We start from the raw sequence: 26,134 nt of genomic DNA, 5'->3' as shown, positions 1-26,134 counted from the left end.
TCGATGAGTCGATATTGTGAAAAGTGCGGTAAAGCAACTAAGGCATGTATTTGCCGCTGGATCCAACAGCTTGATGCTAAAACTGATTTGTGGATTTTACAACATCCATCGGAAGTAAAGCGTCCGATTGGTACGGCAAGGATTCTGACTTTATCGCTTCCTAACGCCAAACTGTGGGTGGGCGAAGACTTTTCACACCATGAAGAAATCAACCAACTGCTGGCCGAACAAGACCGTCAGGCTTGGGTGGTTTACCCGGGGGAAGAAGCTGTCCCCATTTCGAGCTTTGTTGGAACTGAGAGAGCTCAAGCAACCACCATAAAGCGAACCTTGATTTTGCTTGATGGTACTTGGAAGAAAGCCTACAAGATGTGGCAGCTATCGACGAATTTGCAGCAATTGCCCACCGTGGCGCTTGATAATGTCGATCAGGGTAATTATCGAATTCGAAAATCCCCCAAATCACAGGGCGTGTCGACCGTAGAGGCTGGCTATCTCGCCCTGAGCGTTTTGGAAGGGGACGCTGATAAATTCGCCCCGTTGCTCGAAGCGTTCAACCAGATGATCGAGTTCCAGATCCAGCAGATGCCAGCTGGGGTGTTTGAAAAAAACTATAGATCCTAGTTCCTGGATATGAGTTCCTAAGCCCTGGACTCTACCTCTAGGATCAAGGAACTAGGCTCCCGCACCTATCTTAGTCCCCCCCATGAAACCCAATGCCGCTGGCTAACGTTGGGTGGAACAAGGTACTGTATAGCCGCTGGGCAAAGCCATCGGTCATGCCTGAGATATAATCGGCGATGATCCGGTGGGCATTTTCTCCCTTGTCATTACTGTGGCGCCAGCGTTCACGGGTATTTTCCGGCAGCAAGCGTTCGGGATCCGACGCAAAGGCCTCGAATAACTCCATTACCAATTGTTGGCCTTTATACTCCAATAGCTGGATATCTGGCTTATGAACCACATATTGGCTGACGAATTGTTTGAGTACTTCCAGTACTTGCTCCATTGGCTCTGATAGCAAGGCATTCCACTGCAAAAGGGGATCTTCGAAGCTATCGATACCATTCTGGATCGTTGGGGCAATATGGATAGAGGTCAGTAGCGCATTGACCATCGCCCCAATAGCATCTTTGCGCTGGTGGTGGGTGCCAAACAATTGGTCACTTAATACCCCTATACGCTCTTCCAGCCAAGGCTCACCGCAATCGGCCAACTTGCTGGCAACCGCTTCTTGCCATTGCTCACGGGTGACAATTCCCATCACAATCGCATCTTCCAAGTCATGGACGCCGTAAGCAATGTCATCGGCCAGCTCCATGATAGAGCAGTCCAGTGATTTGAATTGGGTTTTCAAGTGCTCACTTGGCTTGGTTCGCTCACTGCGCATTTGGCTAAAGAGCTGGCGATCATGGTTAGATAATGGTGCCAATACCCAGTCAAAGGTCGTACTGTCATCATTGTAGATCCCCTTGGCTGGATACCAGTCCTTGGCCTTGAGGTGGCGGAAATGATGGACATCTGCAGGCAGCTCTGTCGCCCGGGTATGGCTAATAAAAGCGGGGTATTTCAGTAGCCCGAGCAAGGTTCGCCGTGACAGGTTCATACCGAACTGTTCGGTATACGGTTCGAGCAGGGTGACGATCCTAAACGTCTGGGCATTGCCCTCGAACCCACCGTGCTCTCGCATCATGTAGTTAAGGGCGACTTCACCGCCGTGTCCGAAAGGCGGATGACCGATATCATGGGCAAGGCAAAGGCTTTCCATCAGGCTATTAGATGGAAGCAGTTCTCGAAACTTAGGCTGCTTGATCTTCAACTGGGCCACAATACCGGTGCCAATTTGTGAGGCTTCCAGTGAGTGGGTCAGGCGGGTACGGTAGAAGTCATGGTGACCAGCGCCGTGCACTTGGGTTTTCGCTTGTAAACGACGAAACGCGGCGGAATGAAGGATCCTTGCTCGGTCACGCTGGTAAGCCGAGCGGTGGTCGTTGCGCCGCATTTTTTGCTCATTGCTCTTGCGTGCTTCCCACTGTTGGTTAAATTCAGGAGAGAGGGAGATAACTGTCATTAGCTGATCTCATCAAGGGTTAAGTTAAAGCTGTCGACAAACGTCTTCAGGAAATACTCCATTTCTGGGGTCGTTCGGTTATGCAAGGTTTGCTCAAGGTTATTCTTGGCCGAGGTAAATTCATGGTTCCCCGCATTGAGCTCTTCTAGGCATTTGAGGTAGGCACACAGGCTGTCGGCTTGCTTGACGATAGCATAGTCATCTTTGTCTACCTGATGACTATCGAGTAGTGGGGCGTAGTCATCACGGAATTCCTCGGGCAGCATAGACAGTAACTTCTTCTCGGCTGCGAGCTCTATCTTTTTATATTCCTCGGCAATAGCCGGATTGTAGTACTTGATGGGGGTGGGCATATCGCCAGTCAACACTTCACTACAGTCGTGGAACATTGCCAGCAATGCTATTCGCTCAGGGTTGGTGTTGCCGCTGAATTTACGGTTTTTGATCAAAGCGAGGGCATGGGCGACAAAAGCGACCTGAAGGCTGTGCTCTGAGATGTTTTCGGTTTCGACACTGCGCATCAACGGCCAGCGTTGGATCAGTTTCATTCGGGCAAGATGAGCAAAAAAATGGCTTTGTTTCATAGCGATACTTCTTGGCAGTGAGGACAGGGAACAAAATCAGATATGTTTTAAAGGTAACAGAATTTACCGCGAAGCAAACGATAATAAATAGGAAAGAGAAGCTACTTGGGTATAGATTGCCAAAAGCCCCTCACTGAGGGGCCTTAAATTATTTTGCTCTATCGATTACTGACGGTAACCGTGTAGGAAACGCTCCAAACGTCCCATCGCCATTTCTAAGTCATCGACTCGTGGCAAGGTAACAATGCGGAAATGATCCGGTTGCTTCCAGTTGAAGCCGGTACCGTGGACAACCAGCACTTTTTCTTGCTGGAGGAAGTCCAAGGCGAAGCGCTGGTCATCGATAATGTTGAATTTCTTTTGATCCAGTTTCGGGAACAGGTACAAAGCCCCTTTTGGCTTCACACAGGACACGCCCGGGATCGATGTTAACAGGTCATAGGCACGATCACGTTGCTCCAACAAACGGCCGCCCGGCAGGATCAGTTCATTGATACTCTGGTAACCTCCCAGCGCGGTTTGGATGGCATGCTGCATCGGCACATTGGCACACAAGCGCATCGACGAGAGCATCTCGAGCCCTTCGATATAGCGTTTAGCCAAGTGCTTAGGGCCGGACAAGACCATCCACCCGGCACGGAAGCCACATACCCGGTATGACTTGGATAGACCGTTGAAGGTCACACAGAAGACGTCTTCGGCAAGCGGTGCAATCGAGGTGTGTTGGGCACCTTCGTATAAGATCTTGTCATAGATCTCATCGGCGAAAATGATCAGCTTATGCTGGCGGGCTATTTCTACCACTTCCAGTAGGAAGTCCCGGCTGTATACTGCTCCTGTCGGGTTATTCGGGTTGATCAGCACAATCCCACGGGTGTTTGGGGTGATTTTGCTGCGGATATCGTCGAGATCTGGATACCAGTCGGATTGCTCGTCACAGGTATAGTGCACGGCTTTGCCGCCAGATAGCGAGACTGCGGCAGTCCACAGCGGATAATCCGGTGATGGAACCAGCATTTCGTCATTGTTGTTGAGCAACGCTTGCATCGCCATCACAATCAATTCGGATACACCGTTGCCGATGTAGACATCTTCCACATCCAGATCTAGCATTCCGCGTTTTTGGTAATGCTGGACTACCGCTTTTCGGGCCGAGTAGATACCCTTGGAATCACAGTAGCCTTGAGATGTTGGCAGGTTACGGATCACGTCCACCAGAATTTCATCAGGGGCATCAAAACCGAACGGCGCAGGGTTGCCGATATTAAGTTTGAGTATTTTGTGCCCTTCCTCTTCCATGCGTTTTGCATGCTTCAGAACGGGACCTCGAATGTCGTAGCAGACATTATTGAGTTTTGATGACATCCCGATGTTTTGCATTAGTGGTGGTATCCTGTTTCAAGCCGTTAATTACAACAAATTACACTATAAAACCTTAATAAATAAACACCCAGCAGGAATAAGTAGCGTAAAATAGTGGTTTGTATAATTAAATTCTAACTTGTCAGGTTGGATCCACTGGCTGGGTGACAAAACAGCGGGGATTTACCTCTTTGAGTAGAATAAAATATTACAATGCAGGGAATTGCTGGAGATTTCAGCAAAAAGTGGTGCTATTTGAGTCGGAATTGTCGAATTTGACGGCAAAATAATATCTTGTTAGTCCGTTATCGGCACGGCTTGGTAATTATGGGGCTGAAGCATTAAGTTGTGATGAGATATGAAGATTCATGTTGAGTCATTACTTTATTAGTCAGAATGGGAGTTCTGGGGTAGAATGCGAACATTCGGTATGTGGTCTATTGCTTCCAGCTGTATGACTTGCTGGGGGACCACATATAGGGCGAAAGATGCTAATTGATTAGCCATTTACCATCAGCCAGGGATGAGCCAATTTTGTGCTTGAGAGCTGAGTGAGGTTACCTTGACCGCGTTACAAAAAGCCGTTGAGTTACTACTTGAAAAAATTCGACAATCCACGCCAACAACTCAACGAATCACGGTAAAGCTGGATCTGCCAGCCAATACCGATCTGATTGATTGGATGGAATCCCAACCCCTGTTTCCTAAGTTCTACTGGCAATCCCGTGATTGTCGCGAGGAAGTAGTGGCGCTCGGGCAAATTAAAACATTTACCGATCCTAAAGCTGCCGAGAAAATCTTGGCAGATGATCAGCGTATTTGGGGAGGCCGCTCATTTGATGGTCGCACCCAGCGTAACAGACGATGCATGCCTTCTTTCTTCTTCCTGCCGGTATTGGAAATCTTCCGTTTGGACGGTGGTTGGAATGTTGCGGTAAACCTGTCTACCGAGAGCCAAGCCAAAGTGGGTGAGGCTTTGACCCAGCTAACGCTTGATACGGTTGAGGTCCCGCAGATCACCAGCAAGATATTAGGCCGGACATATAGTCCGGACTTCGCGGGTTGGTCACAGATGATAGGCAGCGCCCTCGATGCAATCTCCCAGAAAGTGTTCGAGAAGGTGGTCTTGGCGCGTAAAACGACCCTGACCCTCGATACGCCTGTCTCTCCGGCCCAGCTGCTAAAAGCGAGCCGTGACAGTAACCATAACAGCTTCCATTTCATGATGGCACTCGATGCGAAGCATTGCTTTGTCGGCTCGACGCCTGAGCGGTTGTTCCTGCGCCAAGAGCAAGATCTGCTTACCGAGGCGTTGGCAGGCACTATCGGCCGTGGTGTAGACATGGCGGAAGATAATCGCTTGGCACAATGGCTGCTTGATGACAACAAGAACCGTTATGAAAACCGCTTGGTGGTTGATGATATCGTTGACCGTCTGGTCCCTCGTTGTATCAGCATGAATGTGGCTCAGACGCCGGAGCTTATCCGCCTGCGTAAAGTCCAGCATCTCAAGCGGGGGATCGATGCCCAGCTTAATGACGGCGTTGAAAACTCTGAATTGCTCGATAGCCTACAGCCTACGGCGGCCATTGCAGGTTTGCCGAGGGATAAAGCGTTGGATTTTATCAGCGAGCATGAACCCTTTGCCCGCGGCTGGTACAGTGGTGCGGTCGGTTTTCTGGGCGCGCGCCGCAGCGAATTTTGTGTCGCTATCCGTAGTGCGTTGATTATGGGTGATGAACTACATCTGTTTGCCGGAGCCGGTATTGTTCCTGGATCGACCGCAGACAGTGAGTGGAAAGAGCTGGATCGTAAAACATCGACTCTTTGCAGTTTGCTGGCCAGTGATGAGCCTGATTGGGAGCGCCAGACGGCATGAGCAATGGGGTTTTGACAAGAGCTGCCTTGAACCAGTTGTGGGCAGGGCTGATGCTCGAAGAGTTAGTACGCCATGGGGTAAAGCATATCTGTATTGCCCCTGGCTCTCGCTCTACACCGCTAACACTGGCAGCCGCAAAAAACGGCAAACTGGCAATTCATACTCATTTTGACGAGCGTGGCTTGGGTTTTCTGGCTCTTGGTCTTGCCAAAGCAACCAATGAGCCTGTAGCAGTAGTGGTAACATCCGGTACCGCCGTGGCCAACCTGCTACCTTCAGTCGCAGAAAGTGGCCTGACTGGGGAAAAGCTAGTGTTGCTCACCTCAGATCGCCCGGTTGAACTCATTGACTGCGGTGCCAACCAAGCGATTCGTCAACATGGTATTTTCTCAACCCATGTCTCCGCGTTTGAAGATATTCCGTCGCCCACTCAGGACATCAGTCCGGCATGGCTGCTATCTACTGTAGATAAAGCTATGTACCAGCAGGCACAGCGTGGTGGTGCGATACATTTCAATTGCCACTATCCTGAGCCGCTATATGGTGAGGAGTGCGATTTTTCCGACTACCTCCGTCCGGTTCAATATTGGCAAGAGAGCCATTCGCGTTTTACCCAGTATGTGGATGCCGAGCGAAACAGCGTTGCTCTCGATGCTGAGCAGTGGCAAGCAATGCAAGGTAAGAAAGGGATCGTGATTGTCGGCCGAGTGGCTCCGGATGAATTCGCCGCTGTGAGTGCGCTGGCACAGGCGCTTGGCTGGCCGTTGTTAGCCGACCCACAAGCGGGGGGGAGCAGTGATTGGGCAGGGTTCGATGTCTGGTTGCAAAACGAGGCATGCCGTCAGTATTTGCTGCAAGCGGACAGTATTATTCAGTTTGGCGGTCGTCTGGTGTCCAAGCGATTGGGACAGTGTATTAGCGCCAAGCACTGGCAGGATTATTGGTTGGTGGATCCATTGGCAGTCGCACTTGATCCAAGCTTTGCGGCAACGAGTCGAATCCAAGCCAACATTACTGATTTTTCGAATTTACTGACGGAGCACACCGCCAGTGTGGTGAGTAGCGGTTGGGCTGATAACCTTAAAGGGGCTTCAAGCCTTTGCCTTAGCACTATCCAAAACAATTACATGGCGCTGAATGAAGTAAGTTTGGCGGCCAATATGATGGATTGGGTTGTCCAAGACACGACTCTGTTCTTGGGCAATAGCCTGATTGTCCGCTTATTGGATATGTGCGGTCGTATGCCTCAAAGTGCGACGTTTGCCAACCGCGGAGCATCGGGTATCGATGGCTTGATAGCCACTGCCGCCGGTGTGCAGCGTGCGGGTGAGCAGCCAATGCTTTGTGTGCTGGGTGATACCTCGCTGCTTTATGACCTCAATTCACTGGCCTTGCTGAAAGACATCGAGCAACCGGTGGTTGTCTTGGTGACTAACAACGACGGTGGGGCGATCTTTGATTTGCTACCGGTGCCGGATACTCAGAAAGACAGCTTATACCGCATGCCCCATGGCCTAAGCTTTACTCATGCTGCAGATATGTTTGGGTTGGAGTATGCCTGCCCGACTACTCTGGATGACGCTAAAATGGCCATCAAAAATGGCTTAGCAACTGCTGGAGCGACACTGGTTGAAGTTCAGACTCCAGCAGGGGAGAGTGGCGACTTGCTGCGCGAGATGTTTAGCGAGATCAAGCATGCGACTTTACTCTGAAACATTTTCTTCTGTTTCGCCTTACTCCATCCCTCAAGTCGACCAGACTCCACCGACCCTGGTGTTTCTGCATGGCTTGCTGGGTTCAGGCCGAGATTGGTTGCAGGTCATCAATCAACTGAGCGGGCAGTATCCCTGCCTGACCGTTGATTTACCCGGTCATGGTCATAGCCGATTAGTCCAAGCTGACGGCTTTGCACAAACCAGCCAATGGCTAACTGATACCTTGGTCACCCGTGGGGTGAAACACTATATCCTGATTGGCTATTCACTCGGCGCGAGGGTGGCGATGTACCATGCCTGTCATCAAGGTGTTGAACAGAAAGTAAAACTGTCCGGCTTGGTTTTGGAAGGGGGGCATTTCGGGCTACCGCAAAGTGAGCGGGCCGCAAGGCAGGACAATGATCAGCGGTGGGCGCAGCGATTTGCTTCTCAGCCCATTGCTGATGTGCTGAGCGATTGGTACCAGCAACCGGTATTTTCATTACTGAATCATGACCAAAGACAAGGTTTTATCGCCAAGCGCAGTGATAATCTTGGCTCTTCTATAGCACATATGCTACTGGCTACATCGTTAGCCAAACAACCTCTCCTGCAGTCTCAGTTAACCGGGTTAACTATACCTGTGCATTATCTTTGCGGAGAGAAAGACCAAAAGTTTACGCGTCTGGCCGAAGGCTCCGACTTATCTTATCAGGTGATTGAAGACGCAGGCCATAATGTTCATGTTGAGCAGCCATACGCTTTTGCCAGAGCAGTAGACGATTTTATTTTAAGTACATTATTTTAAGCACATTCTTTTAAGAATAAGGCAGATGGAGTTTTATGATGCGTAGCGCGAAACTATACCAATACCAGCTTCCTATGGACTCCGGTGTGATCCTGCGTACCCAGCGGTTAGTTAACCGTGAGGGTTGGGTTGTCGAACTGCAAGACGGCGATCAAAAAGGCTACGGTGAAATTGCGCCATTGCCTGAGTTCAGCCAAGAGAGTGCAGAGCAAGCTGGTGAGCAGGCACAAGCATTGTTGGATCAGTGGGTAGCAGGTCAAGCTATCGATTTAGAAAAAGCGCTTCCATCTGTTGCGTTTGGTCTGAGCATGGCAGAACTTGAACTTCAAGGCGGTTTGCCACAAGTCGGTAACTATACAGTTGCTCCGCTTTGTTCGGGTGATCCCGATGATCTGGTTATTGCATTGAATGACATGCCGGGCGAGAAAGTGGCCAAAATCAAAGTAGGCATGTACGAAGCGGTGCGTGATGGCATGGTCGCTAATATGTTTATCGACTCTATTCCAGGGATCCGCCTGCGTTTGGATGCCAACCGCCAGTGGACACCACTGAAAGCCCAGCAGTTTGCTAAGTACGTGAAACCGGAGAATCGCGGCAGTATCGCTTTTCTTGAAGAGCCTTGCCAGTTGCCAGCCGACAGCTTGGCCTTTGCTCAGGAAACCGGGATTAATATTGCCTGGGATGAAACCGTGCGTGATGAAGGCTTCGAGGTAAAAGCAGAGCCGGGTGTGGTGGCGATTGTGATTAAGCCTACATTGGTCGGTAGTGTACAGCGTTGTATCGAACTGGTTAAACAGGCGAATGAACAAGGTTTGACTGCTGTGATCAGCTCAAGCATGGAAACCAGCCTTGGCTTGAACCAGCTAGCCCGTTTTGCTGAATGGCAGACTCCGGATGTGATCCCTGGTCTTGATACCATGCAGTTGTTCCTCAGCCAGCTGGAAACACCGTGGCCGCAGTGTGAGTTGCCGCTGAAAACCTTGGCTGAGCTGGATTTGGCATGGTCGAAGTAAGAAATAGTGTTCATGTGGAAGCCGTCGCGGACGTGACGTTTTCCACTTGGCCATGGCAACATTGGGCAAAAGAGCGGCCGTCAGCGGTCGCTCTCTCATTTGGCGAGCAACAATTCAGCTGGACTGAACTGGCTGAGCGAACCGATGAATATGCACAAGGCTTGGTAGAGCAGGGGCTGAAACGTGATCAGCTGGTTGCCGTCGTTGCGCCTAATTCAGTATCTGTGATCTGGTTGTTGTTAGCCATCTTGCGAACCGGGGCGCGCTATGTTGGGCTAAACCCACGCTTGAGCCAGCAGGAGCTATCTAACCAACTGGCACAACTTGAGTGTGACTTTGTTTGGTATCCGGCTAAATCGGGTATTGCGTTGGACCGTGTCCAAGGCTGTGAACCGGACAGTAAACAAGCGTTACCACCGCGCTTACAGCTGCTGCCACCGCAAACGCCGCGTATGGTGCCGGTTACTTGGCAAGCTTCTCGTGCCGCTACCATGACCATGACCTCAGGATCGACAGGTAACCCTAAAGCTGTAGTGCATAATGCGCAAAGTCATTTGGCTAGCGCAGCAGGTTTGCTGCAATGGATGTCGTTTGATGCTGAGGATAGCTGGCTGTTGTCACTGCCGCTATTTCATATATCAGGTCTGGCGATTGTCTGGCGTTGGCTATATCGCGGCGCGCAATTGACCGTTGAGCCATCGCAGGATTTGGATGTGGCGCTCAGCAAGGTTACCCATGCTTCATTGGTACCGACACAGCTTCAGAGAGTGCTGGACAGTAATAGTGCCGTGGTATCAACATTGAAGCGAGTACTGCTTGGCGGGGCGGTGATCCCGATCAGCCTGACCGAGCGTGCGAAACAAGCTGGTATCGAGTGCTGGTGTGGCTATGGTATGACTGAAATGGCCTCGACGGTCACGGCTAAGCCTGCTGATGGCAGTGCGGGTGTCGGTTCAGTATTGCCAAATCGTGAGCTAACGCTTAAAGATGGCGAAGTGTTTGTTAAAGGGAAGACCTTGGGAATGGGGTATTACCGTAATCGCACTATCTTTCCTTTTTCAGATCAAGAATGGTTTGCGACTAAAGATTTGGCCGATTGGCATGACGAAGAACTGTTTATCCGTGGCCGCAAGGACAATATGTTCATTTCTGGCGGTGAGAACATTCAGCCGGAAGAAATCGAGAAAGTGCTACTGGCATATTCAGGTGTGTGTCAGGCCTTTGTGTTGCCTGTTGATGATGCGGAATATGGACAGCGTCCAGTTGCGATAGTTGCAACCTCTTGTGAACTTGAAGAGCCACAGGTATCGGAGCTTGCTGATTATATGAAACAGCAAGTGACTAGCTTTCGTCGCCCGGTGAAGTACCTGCCTCTACCTTCGCACCTTAGTGCTGGCGGTATTAAAATATCCCGCAAACAATTGGCGCTGTGGTTGGCTGAACAAACCTAATACCAATCTGGATAAATAGTTGGACAAATATTTATGTAGATTGGTATAAGCCCTTCAAATTAAAAAGGCCCGCAGTAAACACTTCGGGCCTTATTCTGTTCGCTTATTTATAGGTTCTAGGGGTTTTACCTGTTATCCCCACGCAGAGTCAGTACTTCTTCCCTAAGGTGGACACTGTTAGTCTCTTCAGGTGAAATAGGCTCACCCGCAACAATCGTCACTTTTGACCAGAAGCGCTTGGGTACTTTCAACAAAGCCCGGCCGCCTTCTCGGCTAAAAATACTTCCCCACAAACCCTGGATAGCTACAGGTATTACCGGAACTGGAGAGCGCTTGATAATAAGATCAATCCCCCGCATGAAAGGCCCCATTTCGCCATCATAGGTTAATTGGCCTTCGGGAAAGACACAGACCACATCACCACGTTCAAGCTGCTTGCTGACATCGACAAAGGCTTTCATGACCGATCTTCTATCCGTTGCATCAATTGGCACCACTTTACAGGCACGGCAAAAGGCGCGGATCATCGGCAAGTTATAAATGTCCCTATCCATCAAAAAGCGGATAGGGCGCGGACAAGCGCCGGCTAGCAGCAGCGCATCCATATAACTCACATGGTTGCATACAATCAGCGCGCCGCCTTTTTCTGGAATATTGGTGAGGTTTTTATGGGTCACCCGGTACATGGTGTGGCTGACAAGCCAGACGATAAAGCGCCAGAAGAAATCCGGAGCCTGAATATAAATGTAGACCACCACGATAAGGTTTAGCACCGAGAGGATCAGGAAGAACTGAGGTATGGTGAACTCCAGTACCGACAGCACCACAATCCCACTGATTGCACTGGTAACCATGAAAATGGCATTCCAGATATTGTTGGCTGCAATAACCTGAGCCCGCTCTGTTTCTTTGGCTCGATGCTGCATCATGGCATACAGTGGTACGATGAAGATCCCACCCGATACCCCAAGCATGGTTAAGCATACAAACACACTTAGCAGTTGTGGATCTGTCACAAACGCGATAATGGACTGGGTCTCTGGCAACGAACTGGGTGTACTGAACATCAGTCCTGCACCAAACAGGGTTATCCCCATGCTACCTAGAGGTACGATACCCGGCTCGATGCGATGGCCCGACATGCGATCACACAGCAGCGAACCGACAGCGATGCCAACTGAAAATAGTGTCAGCAGGAAAGAGACCGAGGCGGCATTTCCCCCCAAGTACAGCTTGGCAAAGTTCGGAAACTGTGTCAGGTAGCTGGCACCAAGGAACCAGAACCAGCTAATCCCCATAATACATTGGAAAACGGTTTTATCTTTGCGGGCAATCGCCAAGGTCTTACGGGTCTGGCGTACCGGTTGCCATTTGAATTTCAGATCCGGATTTCTCGGTTTAGTCGAGGGGATCCCTTGTGAACACAAATAGCCAATAATCGCAAAGCTAACCACACTGATTGCGGCGATATAGGTTGCCTGCTCTTCATTGGCAATGACGCCGGCGAGCAAGGTACCAATAAGGATAGCAAGGAAGGTTCCGGTTTCGACCAAGGCGTTACCCGATACCAGCTCTTCTTTTTTCAGCTGCTCGGGAAGCAGAGCATACTTGGCGGGACCGAAAAATGCTGACTGGGTACCCATCAGGAACAGCAAGATCAGCAACATTAGGTAGTTTTCGCTGATAAAGGCAAAAGCTGCCAGCGACATAATGACAATTTCAGCCATTTTCACCACCCGCATGATAGTGGCCTTGTCGTACTTATCGGTGATCACACCAGCGGTCGCGGAGAATAGGAAAAAAGGCAAAATGAATAAGCCCGCAGCCAAGTTGATGATTAGATCGCTATCTACCGGCAAGGTGCCAGGTGCCGCAAAAGCAATCAGGATAAGCAAAACATTTTTGTAGATGTTGTCGTTGAAGGCTCCGAAGGCCTGCGTAAGGAAGTAGGGCAGAAAACGCCGCTGGGTTAGAAGTCGAGACTGATCTGACATGAATACTTTAGCCTGAGTTCGAATTGATCATCGAAAGTAATCACCGCAGGTATTGCGGGTTGAAAAATGACGTTATCACTTGTTGACATGAGAGTATAGATATCTGGCCTCAAACAAGGCCAGATATGGCATAATTATGCGTCGTTAATTAACCTTTCCAAGCATTGAGGTAAGTGCTTAGTAGGTTATTAATCAATGCCTTGCCATCGACAGGTACTGAAGTGAACAGCTTGTCATCAACGGATAGCAAGGTGATCCCGTGAACGCCAGACCAGATAACACGGCTTGCCTCAAGGGTTTCATCGCTGCTGAGCTGAGGGTTGATTTGTTGGATCAGGGTTTCTAGCATACCTGTCATGTTGTTGATTCGTTCCGACTGCCACTCAGGCAGCTCTTCACCGTTCATGGTGTGTTGGAAAATCAACTGCCAGCGGTATGGGTTTCGCGAGGCAAAGTCAAGGTAACAAAAGGCAAGGCGCTTTAGGGCATCTTCCGCTGATGAGGCTTCTTTCATTTCTGCTTCTGCTTCTGCGAACAACTCATCAAGAGTCTGAGCAACAGCGTGTAGCAGTAGCAGGTTGTAGTTGCCGAACACGTTAACCAAAGTACTTGGTACATAGCCAATCATCGCTGCAACTTTGCGCAGGCTAAGTTCATGGTGAGGGTGCTGGGCGAGAAAGTTTTTGACTTGCTCCAGTGTCATACTTACCAACTCTTCGCGAGTATGGTCGTTTCGTCTTGCCATCGAAGTTACTCTTAATCGAATAAGTCTTATTTTGCTTAATTGTAATATGCCCAACTAAAGAGGGTATGATGCAAAATAAGTTTTTTTGCAGAAAGGCAAAAAATAATTAGAACATTGTTCGATATTCTAGTGTTAACCACAAGAATAGGTCAAGTCTCTTATCTTTCTCGATAACTATTTCTAACAATTACTTGGTGAGTTGTGAGCCTAGTCATGGCTAATGCCAGCACTTTTCTGAATGCTGGCATCATTATTGACGACTTTGGAAGCGTAGTTAAGCCCGGCGCCGCTCTTGGTTTTGAATCGAGACTTGATCGTTGAGGGTCCAGAAGTCGACTAAGATGCCAATTAGGAAAAAACCGAAGGTACAAAGGTACAAAATACCGGTGAGCCATTTCCCCATGTACATTCGATGCAACCCAAACACGCCAAGGAACGTCAACAGTAGCCAGGTAACGGTATAATCGATCTCTCCGCCCTGAAAACGCATGTCAGCTTCCCTGTCCATTGAAGGGATCAGGAACAGGTCAATTAACCACCCAATGCCGCACAGTCCCAGCGTGAAAAACCAAATAGTGCCAGTGACCGGTTTGCCGTAGTAAAAGCGGTGGGCACCAGTAAAACCGAAAATCCACAATAGATATCCGATCAGTTTGCTATGAGTATCTTGCATATATGAACCCGCCTAGATAAATATTATTAACACTTTGAAGTTATTAAGGTTAAATCCTTACCCAGTCTAGCATGACACAGTAAAATTTCATCGATACTAAATATTAGTAACAATTTGCTTGTGCGGTTTGGTTGACATTCAGTTGAAGCGGTTTACGATGCAATCTCTAATATGAGGCAAAGGTAATTCACTCAAATGAAACGCATCTTCACAATATTTGCTCTGATAATAACGGTCGCGTTTGTCGCTCCGCAGGTTGAGGCAAAGAAATTTGGTGGCGGTAAATCATTTGGCAAAAGCTTTAAAACTGCGCCAGTGAAAAAGCAGCAACCGCAACAAACGGACACCCTGAGACAGCAGCAGCAACCAGGTGCTAATCAGGCAGCAAAATCAAGCAAAAAAGGACTGATGGGCGGCCTGATGGGCGGACTATTGGCGGGTGGGTTACTTGCAGCCTTCTTTGGCGGTGCGTTTGAAGGTATCCAGTTTATGGATATTTTGATCATGGGCTTGATTGCCTATGTTATCCTCAAATTATTCAAAACCATGCGCAGCGCGAAATCGACCCCGATGGGTCACCGCGAAGCGTATTCTGGTAACTCCCCGCGTCAGCCGCAGCAACCGAACCAGTTCCGCCAGCAGGCGAACCAGGGTGGTCAAGGTGGCATGGCACAGGACGAGTACGTATCAACCGATAGCGATGTACCATTCAATCTGCCTCCGGGCTTTAATATGAATGCATTCCTAAACGGTTCTCGTGAGCACTACCGTACGATCCAAGGTGCGTGGAATCATAATGAGCTAGATAAGATCCGCGAGTATGTCAGCCCGGCATTGCTTGATGATCTGATTGCCGAGCGTGCCAAGCTAGACGGCGAACAGCATACCGAAGTGATGTATGTGGATGCTGAGTTGGTTCGTGCTGACTACGATGCGAATATCGCGCAGCTGAGTATTAAATTCTCTGGCCGTTACAAAGATGGTCAGGAAGGTGTTGAAGAGGATATTACTGATATCTGGCACCTTGAACGTGACCTGCGGGCACCAAATGCCCCTTGGCTAATCGTTGGTATTCAAGCATAACGGTTAAGCGCAAGAATTAATAAACCGCCCTTCTGGGCGGTTTTTTTATAACAAAAATATGATCTTGCTCGCTTTCGTGATGTCACTGAATTGATCTCAACACCTACTAAAATTCTGCCAAGCCGCTAGTATTATTGTTAGGTTAATTCAGTAAGAGAGAAAAGCATGCCGTACAATGCCGATTTAGTTCATGAGATGAACTTGCTAGTGAAATTCCCAATGCACAGTGATTTGGAGGGGATAAAAGTACGCAGTGATGCCATGCCTGAGCTGGTGCAAGCTGCACAGCGGTTGTATGCAAAAGGGTTGGTTACACAGGAAGATGGCGGTTACCTCACTCACTCAGGACACCAGGCCGTTGAGCACGCCAAGTCTGTTTTGCGTATCTTAACCGGTAAGATTGCGGTTTAGGTCAGACTTTCCAATTCGGTAATATTATCCAATGCCTGCTTGTTACTACTCCCACACAGTGACGGGCAGGCTTTAAATTGATGACAGACAGCAGGACGTTCTGGCTTGCCGAAAATCTTGCACAGGTTGTTATCATTGAGCTGAATGCAGCGAACGCCCGCTGGTTTACCTTTTGGCATACCGGGGATCGGCGAAGAAATACTTGGTGCAATACAGCACGCTCCACAGCCTAATCGACACTCCATCACTTACCACTCATCTACACTAAATATAAAGGTTGCGCACGTTACCACTCTCTCCGCTAGGGATCAAAAAAATGTAGCTTTATCGGCTATGGATAGGAGTGATTCTTATTACATGATGATATTGGCGCTAAAGGGGCGGAAGTACTTGCACTTTGTGGGTGTGAAAGCTATAAAACCGCCTATCATGATAGGCCTTGACTAGTCGCAAGGTGAGAGCAACAGAAGGCAAAGTGATGACGCACTATTGGCAAGAGAAAGATTTGAAGGAAATGACCGACCAGGAGTGGGAAGCGCTCTGTGACGGCTGCGGTAAATGCTGCCTGCACAAACTGATCGATGATGATACCGATGAAATCTACTACACCAATGTTGCCTGTAGCTTGCTGGACAACAAGACCTGCTCTTGTAAAGACTACCCAAACCGCTTTGAATCCGGTGAAGAGTGCCTTAAGCTGACCCGTGACCGCATCGACGAGTTCGTCTGGCTGCCGGAAACGTGTGCCTACCGCTTGCTGGCTGAAGGCAAAGCACTGCCTGAATGGCACCCATTGCTCACTGGCTCGAAAGATGCCATGCATGCGGCTAATGAGTCGGTGCGTGATACCGTGGTGTACGAGATTGATGTTATCGATTGGGAAGACCACATTTTGAATCATCCTAATCGCTAATTTCAGCCGTTTTGTACCTTCCCTCTTTAATTGTTATTGAGACTCAAGAGGGGAGGTGAAGAGCTTGTTTACCCCTCCTTCCTTGATTGAAAGCACCCTAAGCCTTATAACTTCAAGCCTTCATATATATTTTCTTTTACCATCAAACTCTTGAAAAAATTGTCTGCATATGGATACTTACTCGAAATGATGATGTAGGGTAAGTGCAATGAGTGCTCTGAGGCGGGCATACAAGCCAAGAATTCCGATGCCAAGCCACCAGTGCTCAATGGTCAACCGTGAGACACTGCCGCGGGAGTGTGGGGTGTACGCCATTTCGCAGGGGTTCGAGTGCCTGCTGGTGGGGAGTGCGACTGATGTGGGGAAAGCACTGCAATCTCTGCATAAGGTGGGTGATGTCCAGATCACCCATGGCTGTACAGCACAGTTCTGGCGTTGCAGATCAGAGCACCGGCAGGCAATGGAACTGTCGTTTATCTATTCGATGGATCCCAAGTTCAATATCCACCTGCCGGATGACTTCGTTAAAATCATGACTGACTACCTCAAGCCGGATTCGAGTTTGGCGGTAGAAGATATCGAACGTTTCTTCCAGCATTTTCAAGCCAACCGGGCGTACAAAGTGCATGAGCAGGAAGAGCGCCATCGTAAGAAAGAAGTAACCCGGCTTGCCTATTTGGCGGCGTTTAGCAAGCTAAGCGATGACGAGCTGGATACGGTTCAGGATGCATTGGATCAGATCCGGCGCGAACGCAGGGTGTGAGCCCTAGCGAGTTGAATACTTGATTAAGTACTCATCCAGAATGGTAATTTAGTCCAAAACAGAAAAAGCCAGCATATTCATATATTGCTGGCTTTTTTGTATTTGGATACCGATGGAAATCAGGCTGCGATATCGGCGTAGCTGCGCTGGAGAATATCAATAATAGGGGCCGCTTTGTTGTGCTTGCGGATATCGGCAAATAGCTCTTTGGCCTGCGGGTACTCCTGACGTAGGTAGGCAAACCACTGTTTGATCCGGTTCGGGTAATACAGCCCTTTATCCCCTTTGATTTCATAAGTCGAGTATTTCAGTAAGAGTTGAAGTACCGCTTCCCAGCGCATGTGATCTTCATTGTATTTCATTACATTGCCAAGGTTTGGCAGGTTAATCGCACCACGGCAAACCATCAGGGCATCACTACCGGTAGTCTTCATGCAGCGCTGGCCATCCTGATAATTCCAGATCTCGCCATTGGCAATGATTGGCGTGGTGATTTTTTCTTTTAGCTGGTGGATGTAATCCCACTTAATCGTCTCTGCCTTGTAGCCATCGGTTTTGGTACGGGCATGGACTGCAATCTCATCGGCACCAGCTTGAGCCACGGCATCGGCAATTTCAAAGCAATGGCTAGGATCATCCCAGCCCAAACGGACTTTGGCCGTGACAGGAAAGCGGGGATCGGTTGCGGCACGTACAGCTTTGACAATGCCGTACATCAAGTCCGGGTCTTGGAGCAGCACAGCTCCGCCACGGCTTTTATTGACCGACTTGGCCGGGCAGCCGAAGTTGATATCAATACCGGGGGAGCCAAGTGAAACGGCGCGGTGGGCATTTTCAGCCAGCCAGTTTGGGTCCTGCCCCAACAGTTGGACACGAACCGGCGTACCCGAGACGGTTTTTCCGCCTTGATGTAACTCGGGGCACAAGCGGTAGAAGACACTGTTTGGCAATAGCTGATCAACCACACGGATAAACTCCGTGACGCACAGATCATAATCATTGATGTCTGTCAGCATTTCCCGCATCAGGTGATCAAGAACACCTTCCATCGGGCCTAGAATTACTCGCATGTGATTTCTCTTTTGTGCCAATGTGCAAAAGTATAGGCGAGGGCTGATCCGATTTGTCAGCGCAGAGCCTGTTGGGAGCGAGATTCTAGTGGGTAATGGCCAGCTTGTCCAATTCCAGAATATGACTCAGCTTGAGGCAAGCATCCGGCCCGAAAGAGTAAATACTTTCGGTAGTTCGTGCCTTTGGGCCTCTTGGGCAAGTGCTAACATTTTCTGGGCAACTTGTTCTGCAGGGATAGGGTCAAGGTTGGCGAGAGGGCCAACAGCCAGCGGGTGGAGCACATCGAAGATCCCTTGAACCAGCAGCTCGTCTTTTCTGGGTTTGCTGCGATCTCCCTTGAGTGGACCAGGACGGACAAAGATGCAGTGTTCAAAGCCCATTTTTACCAGCGCTTGCTCCATTTTCCCTTTGCAGCGAAGGTAGTGAGAGGGTGACCAAGGGCTGGCAAACAGGCTGGATATCACTACGATATGTCTGACGCCCAGCATCTTCATGGTTTTGGCGACGTTTTTGACCAGTTGGTAGTCCACCGCTTCCAGGGCTTTCTTGGTCCCTGCCTGTTTCTTGGTGGTGCCTAGACAGATAAACCCCACGGTGGGAGTTGGAGAGGAGTCTTCCCATTCGGTGATACGTAATTCGGGATGAATGATCTGACGAAGCTTGCTGCCGTGCAGGGGCAGTTCGCGCCGGGAGAGGGCGTAAACTGTCGCTATTTCCGATTGCTTGAGAAGAAGATGTAAGAGTTCATCACCGACCAACCCACTGCCGCCAGCGATGATTGCACTGCTACCTGTCATTTATTTCCACCATCCTGATGATAACTCCTTCTTTTTGCCACCAATTGCTGCAAAGTTCAACAGGTTTGTCTTTTTGTCGGCATTTTCCTGTTCTGGCGCAAAAAGCGATATGGCTAAGTAAACTCTGAATCCTGCAACTTGCTGTGACTTGGGTATATAATCAGCTCACGAAACAGACAACGAGAACCGACCATGACACAACTAATGACATTACCTGAAGCTTGGGAAGGAATGCCGGCAACTTTTATAGAAGGGGCCTTGCTAGCAGCCAATGCTAACCCAAAACCGCTAGCGCCAGAAACCTGGCTACCAGTACTGCTTACAGGTGGTGTTGACGAAGATGAGCCGGTTGCGCTGGGCCAAGATGACAAAATGGCGGTGTTAAACCATTTTGAACTGCAGTATCGCTATATCAAGGCTGGTGAGTATTTACTACCATCAGAGCTGAGTTTTGAACACTCTGGTGAACTAACTGAAGCGATGCAGCAATTTGCTCAAGGCTTTTTGGCTGTGTGGCCGCATATCGAACCTAGCTGGGCCGAGCAACCGCTGACTGACGGCACAATGCGAATGCTATCGGCATTGATCACAACCGTGATGCTGATGATGGATGAGCAAAATACCCTAGTTCAGATGCAAGAGGCCGGCATAACAGGAATGCCAGCACCTGCAGAACTGTATGCTCAGTTGCCGCTGATGTTATCTGAAGTCGTTATGGCGGCTGATGACCTTCAGCAGGGCAATGCTGCTAAAGCGGTGAACCCATATAAAGAGATAGGCCGAAACGATCCTTGCCTGTGCGGCAGTGGCAAAAAGTTCAAGCAATGCTGCGGTAAATAGTTTAATGGCATCTGATCTAAAGACAGTTAAGCCCGTTATTCTGGTGGTGGCTGGCGTGATAGAGAAGCAGGGTAAGTTTCTGCTCACTCAGCGTTATGAGCATGCTAGCCAAGGCGGCTTGTGGGAGTTTCCCGGTGGTAAGGTAGAGGCCGGGGAAAGTGATGCACAAGCACTGGAGCGTGAATTACACGAAGAGTTGGCAATTGAAACGACGACTGGAGAGTTCCTTGCCGACAGTGTGTTTGACTACGGTGATAAAGTCATTCATCTAAAAGGCTATTTGACTCATTGGGTATCCGGTGAACTGGTACTCCATAGTCATCAGGCTGCGACATGGGTTGAGCGTGATGAAATTAAGGACTTTACGCTCTGTCCGGCAGATTACCCTATCGTTGAGGTACTTCAATCACTGCCACTAGAGTGACAGTTTTAGAATCACGGCCCACAGCCTCAAGCCCTAGCTTTTGCTGGGGCTTTTTATTGAATCATCCATGGAGAACAGCGACTAAATATTCTCATCTACCCTAAAGATTTAACTGCTTATTATTGCAGCTTGGTTTGATTTTGTGTTGTTAGGGTGAATAAATGATTACCTTTTATGGTTTTTTCACTTGATATACGCAGCTTAAATTAGGAATATTTATCCAGGTGATTTACCACTCCAGTGGCTTGAATGTTATTTTTATATTTATACCCTATAAATCAATGAATTATGATTAAAGCCTGCCACTATAAATAATGTTATGAGTACTTTGCTATAGAGCTGAACTTCATTGGTATCTTTACCATAACTTCCAAAATCATAATCAAAACGGCCATTAATGCACTCCAATTACCCACTAAATGCTGTCTTTTGGGGGGTAGGAGAGGTGTTGATACAGGTTGTGGCACGCTAGATCTGCTTGAGTAGCTGATCGTGCCAAAGAGTGAGTCATAATTAGTTGTAAACTTACAAACAATAACGATCTTTGGTGGGTAATTCTTTAAATTTCCTGTTCTAATACGCACATCAACTGGGTTGTTGTCGTTTACCCAGTTCATCTAACTGCTCAGATTTCAATGTCTGGTTATATTTACTGTATTTTGAGGTTTTGTTATGTCTGTTAAAGGGCAATTTAACGTAAGAAGTGCTGCCGCCGATACTTTTGCGATGGTAATTTTTAGTTTTATTACAGGCATGATGATAGAAGTGTTCATTTCTGGAATGACATTTGAACAGTCACTTGCTTCAAGAACCTTGTCGATTCCGGTAAATATTGCGATAGCTTGGCCATATGGTGTTTTCCGCGACCTGATGATCCGACAAGGGATGAAACTGTCATCGTCTGGTTGGATGAAAGGACTATCTGATATGTTGGCCTACGTGATGTTCCAGTCGCCGGTTTATGCATGTATCTTGTTGGTCGTTGGAGCCGACATCGATCAGATCATAACAGCGGTTACTAGTAATGCTTTTGTTTCCGGTGCACTCGGCGTGGTTTATGGTCAATTTCTAGAAATGTGTCGCCGTATGTTCCGAGTACCTGGCTACTACCAGCAAGCGTAAAAGACACAAAGCCGCCACATATATTTGCCCCTGAAGGATAATGCCTTTAGGGGTTTTTCGTTTACGCCTACAAGATCTGCACATAGCTCCCTCGTTAACCATCCCAACATTCTCTTCGTGTCTAATATTTTTAGGCTACTTGTGCATATCTGCTTCTAAATTGCACGAAAGTGCTTGGATAAGCATTGAACAAGCTGTTTCTGATTGTAAGAACATATCTCTGAGTGTGATGCTCATGAAAGAGCTTAAAGTTGATTAACATCAAGGAAGTGTTCGTGGTAATGTTGGGTTGTTGCTTGTTTGTTATCCTTGCTTGGTGTTTTGTCTTTTTATTTTAAATAAAATCAATGTGTTATATTTGTAGTATTATAATATGTTAATTGTTTGCTGTGTTTTCACGGTTGGGATCTTTGATTTCATAAATGGTTGGACGGGGGCGAAAGTGAGCAGTTCAGGTTAAATTCAGTTACAGCCATAGGCATATTATTCATGATTTTATTGGCATAGTTACCTCAGTCAGTTCTGCAAGCAAAACTATAAAAAGTGGGGAAGTAAAATGATTGAGGTACATTGGTCGCTAGCAGCAATGTTAGGCGTTAGTCAGTTTGTCCTATGGTTGAAAATTGGTCTTTTTGGTCGCTTCTTTTCTTGGGTAGACCGCTGTTGCCAGGGCGTTGCAAGTAACATGATTCGCGTTCTCTACGTGCGGATGCGTCCGACCAGCAAGGCGGCCGTGGCACCTTCTGAGTTACCCTATATCTTGCGAGGTAAACCAGCCTCGATGCATTTAGGCAGCTATATCCAAATGCAAAATGACCGCGCTGCAGAACGAAACAAATAATTAGAAAAAAGCCCCGAAAGGGGCTTTTTTGATATTGGAGCAATCAAACCTACGATGTCGTTGTACGGCGACGCTTCATCTGTATTTCAAGCTGCGGGTTGGCTATTTGGATACCGTGTCGCTTGAACTTCTCTTTGATCCGGTTGTGTAAGTCATGGGTCAAACTTAGGCGGTGTGACGTTTCTGCCGCATAAGCTCTGACCTCGAAGTTCTGGCTATCAGCGGTTAGGGTCAGGAAGAAGACCTCAGGGGCTGGGTTATCCAGTACTAGGTCGCATTCATCTGCCGCTTCAAATAACAGTTTGGTAACCAAATCGGTATTGGCTGAGTAATTCACACTGATTGACAGGGTTACTCGGGTTATTGGATCTGACAGTGACCAGTTGATGAACTGCTCGGTGACAAAGGCCTTGTTTGGCACAATCACTTCCTTTCGGTCAAAATCGACAATCGTTGTGGCGCGGGTATTGATTTTGGCAATGATCCCAGTCAGATTGCGGATCGTGATGGTATCCCCGATACGAATTGGTCGTTCAAACAAGATGATCAGGCCAGAAATAAAGTTGGCAAAAATTTCCTGAAGGCCAAAGCCCAAACCGACACCAAGTGCAGCGACAAGCCATTGCATTTTGGACCAGTCAAATCCCACCAACCCTGAGCTAATCAGGATCCCCATGGTGATAGCGACATAGCGCGTCAAAGAGGTAATGGCATAACCTGTGCCCGGTGATAGATCCAGATGCTGGAGGATCAATAACTCCATGGCACCTGGTAGGTCTCGGGCAACGATGGCAGTCAGCCAAACGGCGAGAAGCCCCAGCAATACGCTACTGACCGAAATAGAGCTGAGTTCATCGATACCATCAATTTTGCTGGTTACATCCCACAGGGTCACATCACCAAGGTAGGATATTGCCTGATAGAAGTCGGCCCATACCGTAGAAAGGCAGGCTAAATAAATCAGTAGCAACAAAGAGCGTAGCAAGCGAAGTGACTGGGCACTGATTTTATCCAGATCCACTTCTGGCTCTTCGATTTCAATCTGCATTTCGTTGCTGCCAAAATGCTCTTCTTTATCCTCTTCTACCTCAGCGATCCGCTGGGCGATGATCTCTTGACGTTTGGCCTTGGCGCGCTCAAAAGCCAATCGCCGTTTTTGGATCAGCATCAACCGCTTGACGAGGTAGTAGATCAATATGGTGATCACCCCAATGACCGCCGAGAACTCCAGCTTGTGCATCACATCCTGCGATGAGGAAAGATAGCCTTTGAGTGCGGTGTAATTCAGCCCCTGTGGAACAAAAATCAGTGTCCACCAAAACAGGTGGTGGCCAATATGGGCTTTACCTTCCGGCAGATTGCCATAGGTCATCGGCAGTTTTTCCTTGCACATCCGCCACAAGAAATAGCTGATTGAGATATTGCTGATGATAAATGCCAACCGGCCTAAGGTAGCATTCACATCAATATCGCTGTAGAGGTGGGCAAATTGCTGGATCACCATCATCGGCAGGTAGATCCACAACAGTTGCTTATAATGGGTAAAGCAGCGACCAATAAGATCTTGTTCCCATTCAAAATGGCTAACCAACAAGCCATTAGGGCGCACTAACTCACGCATGAAGCAGAACATGACAAGAGCCATCGGTAGCGTCAGAGCCTGACCGAGGTGATGGACAAATGGGTATTGCCAGCCACTGGAGAATATTAACCCCACCAAACCAATAATAATCGGGATCGGCCATGCAAGTAAAAACGAGAAGAAGACATTGTTATAGCTGTAGCGGAAGGTATCTTGGGTGACCTTGCCGATTTTCTTGCTGGTATCGGTAAGGTAGCGCTTCCAGTATTTTCGGCACCAGCTCAAGCCGAGAATGATGACGGCAATGATGGTCAGTGCGAACGACAGTTTCACTTTATCGGCAACCGCTGGAAACTTGATAAAGCCAACCCATTGGTAAGGAGAAAAGAACCACTTGAGCTTTTCCCAGGTGGCAATAACAAAGTTGATGCTAACCGGGTTGGTATCAGGAGCCCAGAACAACTGCTTGTTTGCTGAGGTATGCAAGTCGTTGAGATTACTGTTTAGCTGCTCGTAAGAGACTTTCAGTGTTGCTTGTTGATAGATCAGGGTATCGGTTTGGTCTATGAGTTTTTCGAGTAGTATCTGGTTGGCTTCAATGAGCGCATTTTCCTGTAATAGCTGTTCTTCATTCAGATCGCCAGTACTTGGGGAAGAGTGACTTTCTTTAAGTGAGTCAGCCAGTTGTTGGTATTCGTATTTTTTGATTTGATTTTGGGCGATATCTTTGTCTAGCTGCTCAATGGGCGGGTTAGCCGGTAAGCGGCTGATGCGGGTGCGTAAGTTTTCGCTGAATGCAGGGCTGAGCTTGAGCCATTCCGCCATAGTTTCCAGATCGTCGGCAGTGCTTTCGACTTCGCGAATTTGTTTACGGGTGGTGGTGAGGCTTTGCTGGACCTGCTCACTGCGCGATGTGATGCCCTTTAACGCCGCTATGTAACGTTTGTTGTTGATAGTCAGCTGGCGAAGGCTATCAGGCTGGTCGTCAAGATCCAACTCAAACTGGTCGTTCTCCTCCGAGGATATGTCGGTATCAAGACGTTGCTGGCGGGATAACTCACGTTGTAACGTATTGCGGTAAGCTAGCCGTGCATCAATCTCTAGGTTCTGTAGTTGGATACGTTGCTTAACGAGGGTGCGGCGGTTACCGGCACTGAGCTGCTCCGCTTCCAGCATATACAGTTCGCTGACATAGTACTGGTGAGATATTTGATGGACCAGTTGCTGGTTGTTGGTATCTGGCTGGTTCTCAATTTGTCTCAGCGCTTGTTCTTCTTGCTTGATCAAGTCACGCAGTTGGGTAGAGCGGCTAGAAAACTCATCGATCCCTTTTTCAATCGACCCTAACTCGTTTTTGCTGCTGTTACGGCTTTGCTCCAGCTGCTTGATTTTAGCGTCTTGCTGTTTAATGGCATCTGCTAACTCTTTTTGCGACAGCTCCCTGAAGTCAGGAAATTTGGTGGTGGCAAAGCTATCGACTTGCTGTTTTAGTTTGTCACTAAGTGCTGGAAACTCTTCGATCAGTTGGCGGTAGCCTTGCGTTTTTTCATCAAAACCGACCGCGTTCTCAATCATCCCCTTGGCATTTTGCAGGGTATCAAGCTCTTTGACTATTTCTGGTGTGTTGTCCTGGGCACTGAGTTGTTTAATTTGCGCATCCAGAGTTTGGTTCCAAACGTCGTAATGTCCCTCTAACGCATGGCTGGGGGGAGCAGCAAGGCTTAACGCGAGGAAGAAGAGAGCAGAAAATAGCCGGAAGATCATAACACTCCAAAAAGACAGAGACTCAAGCCTGAATGAGACAGTTAGGTAAAATTGGCTTGAGAGATAATAGATTGATAATACGTGTTAAATTGTAGTGTATCTTGCGTATATAGCACACGCCATCGATATTTGGATTAGCGTTTTGCTGGACATTGGTACAATTTGAACCATTCCTCGCCAGTTGGAAAAGAATTCGGTAAAAGCACTTGACCCTGATACGCTAAGTGATTACATTAGCCGCCGTTGAGA

The 26,134-nt window shown here is 48.4% G+C and carries 24 protein-coding genes; 14 read left to right on the top strand and 10 right to left on the bottom strand.

The window, feature by feature from the left end; translation table 11 throughout:
• The first annotated feature begins 3 nt into the window (after positions 1 to 3).
• Positions 4 to 624, top strand: a complete 621-nt coding sequence (locus ACVA58_RS07315) for a tRNA-uridine aminocarboxypropyltransferase (RefSeq protein WP_446509772.1) — start codon at positions 4 to 6, stop codon at positions 622 to 624.
• Between the two features lie 70 nt (positions 625 to 694).
• On the opposite strand, the gene ACVA58_RS07310 is transcribed toward ACVA58_RS07315, so the two are convergent.
• From ACVA58_RS07310 to ACVA58_RS07300, 3 genes are all read right to left on the bottom strand, one after another.
• Positions 695 to 2,071: an anti-phage deoxyguanosine triphosphatase gene (locus ACVA58_RS07310; RefSeq protein WP_446509771.1), complete on the bottom strand. Its 1,377-nt coding sequence runs from the start codon at positions 2,069 to 2,071 to the stop codon at positions 695 to 697.
• Positions 2,071 to 2,655: a 5'-deoxynucleotidase gene (gene yfbR, locus ACVA58_RS07305; RefSeq protein ID WP_255043444.1), complete on the bottom strand. Its 585-nt coding sequence runs from the start codon at positions 2,653 to 2,655 to the stop codon at positions 2,071 to 2,073. Before yfbR ends, ACVA58_RS07310 begins: the two co-directional genes overlap by 1 nt.
• 165 nt (positions 2,656 to 2,820) lie before the next feature.
• Complete coding sequence (locus ACVA58_RS07300; protein ID WP_446509770.1) at positions 2,821 to 4,035, bottom strand: pyridoxal phosphate-dependent aminotransferase; 1,215 nt, start codon at positions 4,033 to 4,035, stop codon at positions 2,821 to 2,823.
• A gap of 544 nt (positions 4,036 to 4,579) precedes the next feature.
• Here ACVA58_RS07300 and ACVA58_RS07295 point away from each other — a divergent pair.
• From ACVA58_RS07295 to menE, 5 genes are read left to right on the top strand one after another with little or no spacing between them, the layout of a single operon-like run.
• Positions 4,580 to 5,896 carry an isochorismate synthase gene (locus tag ACVA58_RS07295; protein WP_446509769.1) on the top strand — a complete coding sequence of 439 codons (1,317 nt, stop codon included), beginning with the start codon at positions 4,580 to 4,582 and terminating at the stop codon, positions 5,894 to 5,896.
• Positions 5,893 to 7,608, top strand: coding sequence for a 2-succinyl-5-enolpyruvyl-6-hydroxy-3-cyclohexene-1-carboxylic-acid synthase (menD, locus tag ACVA58_RS07290; protein WP_446509768.1), 1,716 nt, complete (start codon positions 5,893 to 5,895; stop codon positions 7,606 to 7,608). Before ACVA58_RS07295 ends, menD begins: the two co-directional genes overlap by 4 nt.
• Positions 7,592 to 8,398, top strand: coding sequence for a 2-succinyl-6-hydroxy-2,4-cyclohexadiene-1-carboxylate synthase (gene menH / locus ACVA58_RS07285; RefSeq protein ID WP_446509767.1), 807 nt, complete (start codon positions 7,592 to 7,594; stop codon positions 8,396 to 8,398). The genes menD and menH overlap by 17 nt, the downstream gene beginning before the upstream one ends.
• 38 nt (positions 8,399 to 8,436) lie before the next feature.
• Positions 8,437 to 9,411: an o-succinylbenzoate synthase gene (gene menC, locus ACVA58_RS07280; RefSeq protein ID WP_446509808.1), complete on the top strand. Its 975-nt coding sequence runs from the start codon at positions 8,437 to 8,439 to the stop codon at positions 9,409 to 9,411.
• Complete coding sequence (gene menE / locus ACVA58_RS07275) at positions 9,399 to 10,862, top strand: o-succinylbenzoate--CoA ligase (RefSeq protein ID WP_446509766.1); 1,464 nt, start codon at positions 9,399 to 9,401, stop codon at positions 10,860 to 10,862. The genes menC and menE overlap by 13 nt, the downstream gene beginning before the upstream one ends.
• A 125-nt stretch (positions 10,863 to 10,987) precedes the next feature.
• Here menE and ACVA58_RS07270 read toward each other — a convergent pair whose 3' ends face one another.
• From ACVA58_RS07270 to ACVA58_RS07260, 3 genes are all read right to left on the bottom strand, one after another.
• Positions 10,988 to 12,856, bottom strand: coding sequence for an MFS transporter (locus ACVA58_RS07270; protein ID WP_446509765.1), 1,869 nt, complete (start codon positions 12,854 to 12,856; stop codon positions 10,988 to 10,990).
• A 148-nt stretch (positions 12,857 to 13,004) separates the two neighbouring features.
• Positions 13,005 to 13,601 carry a TetR/AcrR family transcriptional regulator gene (locus ACVA58_RS07265; RefSeq protein ID WP_446509764.1) on the bottom strand — a complete coding sequence of 199 codons (597 nt, stop codon included), beginning with the start codon at positions 13,599 to 13,601 and terminating at the stop codon, positions 13,005 to 13,007.
• Between the two features lie 274 nt (positions 13,602 to 13,875).
• Positions 13,876 to 14,274 (bottom strand): NINE protein, encoded by a 399-nt coding sequence (locus ACVA58_RS07260; RefSeq protein ID WP_446509763.1) that lies wholly within the window; start codon positions 14,272 to 14,274, stop codon positions 13,876 to 13,878.
• 195 nt (positions 14,275 to 14,469) lie between these two features.
• Between ACVA58_RS07260 and ACVA58_RS07255 the strand changes: the two genes are divergently transcribed.
• Positions 14,470 to 15,357, top strand: a complete 888-nt coding sequence (locus ACVA58_RS07255; protein WP_446509762.1) for a Tim44 domain-containing protein — start codon at positions 14,470 to 14,472, stop codon at positions 15,355 to 15,357.
• A 165-nt stretch (positions 15,358 to 15,522) separates the two neighbouring features.
• Positions 15,523 to 15,768: a TIGR02647 family protein gene (locus ACVA58_RS07250; protein WP_446509761.1), complete on the top strand. Its 246-nt coding sequence runs from the start codon at positions 15,523 to 15,525 to the stop codon at positions 15,766 to 15,768.
• On the opposite strand, the gene ACVA58_RS07245 is transcribed toward ACVA58_RS07250, so the two are convergent.
• Complete coding sequence (locus ACVA58_RS07245) at positions 15,765 to 16,013, bottom strand: YkgJ family cysteine cluster protein (RefSeq protein WP_255043431.1); 249 nt, start codon at positions 16,011 to 16,013, stop codon at positions 15,765 to 15,767. The genes ACVA58_RS07250 and ACVA58_RS07245 overlap by 4 nt on opposite strands.
• Positions 16,014 to 16,246: 233 nt before the next feature.
• Here ACVA58_RS07245 and ACVA58_RS07240 point away from each other — a divergent pair, with 233 nt between their 5' ends.
• Positions 16,247 to 16,681, top strand: a complete 435-nt coding sequence (locus tag ACVA58_RS07240; RefSeq protein WP_446509760.1) for a YcgN family cysteine cluster protein — start codon at positions 16,247 to 16,249, stop codon at positions 16,679 to 16,681.
• Between the two features lie 208 nt (positions 16,682 to 16,889).
• Positions 16,890 to 17,444, top strand: a complete 555-nt coding sequence (locus tag ACVA58_RS07235; protein WP_446509759.1) for a hypothetical protein — start codon at positions 16,890 to 16,892, stop codon at positions 17,442 to 17,444.
• A 119-nt stretch (positions 17,445 to 17,563) separates the two neighbouring features.
• Here the strand turns inward: ACVA58_RS07235 and dusC are convergent, their stop codons facing one another.
• Both dusC and ACVA58_RS07225 read right to left on the bottom strand, forming a co-directional pair.
• Positions 17,564 to 18,514 carry a tRNA dihydrouridine(16) synthase DusC gene (gene dusC / locus ACVA58_RS07230; protein ID WP_446509758.1) on the bottom strand — a complete coding sequence of 317 codons (951 nt, stop codon included), beginning with the start codon at positions 18,512 to 18,514 and terminating at the stop codon, positions 17,564 to 17,566.
• A 126-nt stretch (positions 18,515 to 18,640) separates the two neighbouring features.
• On the bottom strand, positions 18,641 to 19,312 hold the full coding sequence (locus ACVA58_RS07225; protein ID WP_446509757.1) for an NAD(P)H-binding protein: 672 nt from the start codon (positions 19,310 to 19,312) through the stop codon (positions 18,641 to 18,643).
• A 192-nt stretch (positions 19,313 to 19,504) separates the two neighbouring features.
• Between ACVA58_RS07225 and ACVA58_RS07220 the strand changes: the two genes are divergently transcribed.
• From ACVA58_RS07220 to ACVA58_RS07205, 4 genes are all read left to right on the top strand, one after another.
• Positions 19,505 to 20,152, top strand: coding sequence for a YecA family protein (locus ACVA58_RS07220; RefSeq protein WP_446509756.1), 648 nt, complete (start codon positions 19,505 to 19,507; stop codon positions 20,150 to 20,152).
• A 4-nt stretch (positions 20,153 to 20,156) separates the two neighbouring features.
• Positions 20,157 to 20,576 (top strand): (deoxy)nucleoside triphosphate pyrophosphohydrolase, encoded by a 420-nt coding sequence (locus tag ACVA58_RS07215; protein ID WP_446509755.1) that lies wholly within the window; start codon positions 20,157 to 20,159, stop codon positions 20,574 to 20,576.
• A 672-nt stretch (positions 20,577 to 21,248) separates the two neighbouring features.
• Positions 21,249 to 21,698 (top strand): L-alanine exporter AlaE, encoded by a 450-nt coding sequence (locus ACVA58_RS07210; protein ID WP_446509754.1) that lies wholly within the window; start codon positions 21,249 to 21,251, stop codon positions 21,696 to 21,698.
• Between the two features lie 556 nt (positions 21,699 to 22,254).
• Positions 22,255 to 22,539: a hypothetical protein gene (locus tag ACVA58_RS07205; RefSeq protein ID WP_446509753.1), complete on the top strand. Its 285-nt coding sequence runs from the start codon at positions 22,255 to 22,257 to the stop codon at positions 22,537 to 22,539.
• A gap of 49 nt (positions 22,540 to 22,588) precedes the next feature.
• Here the strand turns inward: ACVA58_RS07205 and mscM are convergent, their stop codons facing one another.
• The gene (gene mscM / locus ACVA58_RS07200) at positions 22,589 to 25,885 is read right to left on the bottom strand and encodes a miniconductance mechanosensitive channel MscM (protein ID WP_446509752.1); all 3,297 of its coding nucleotides are present in this window, start codon (positions 25,883 to 25,885) and stop codon (positions 22,589 to 22,591) included.
• Between the last annotated feature and the right edge of the window lie 249 nt (positions 25,886 to 26,134).

It is taken from the genome of Photobacterium sp. DNB22_13_2, assembly GCF_052873915.1.
Note: the sequence above shows the minus strand (reverse complement) of the source record. Positions and strands in the feature narration are given on the sequence as shown.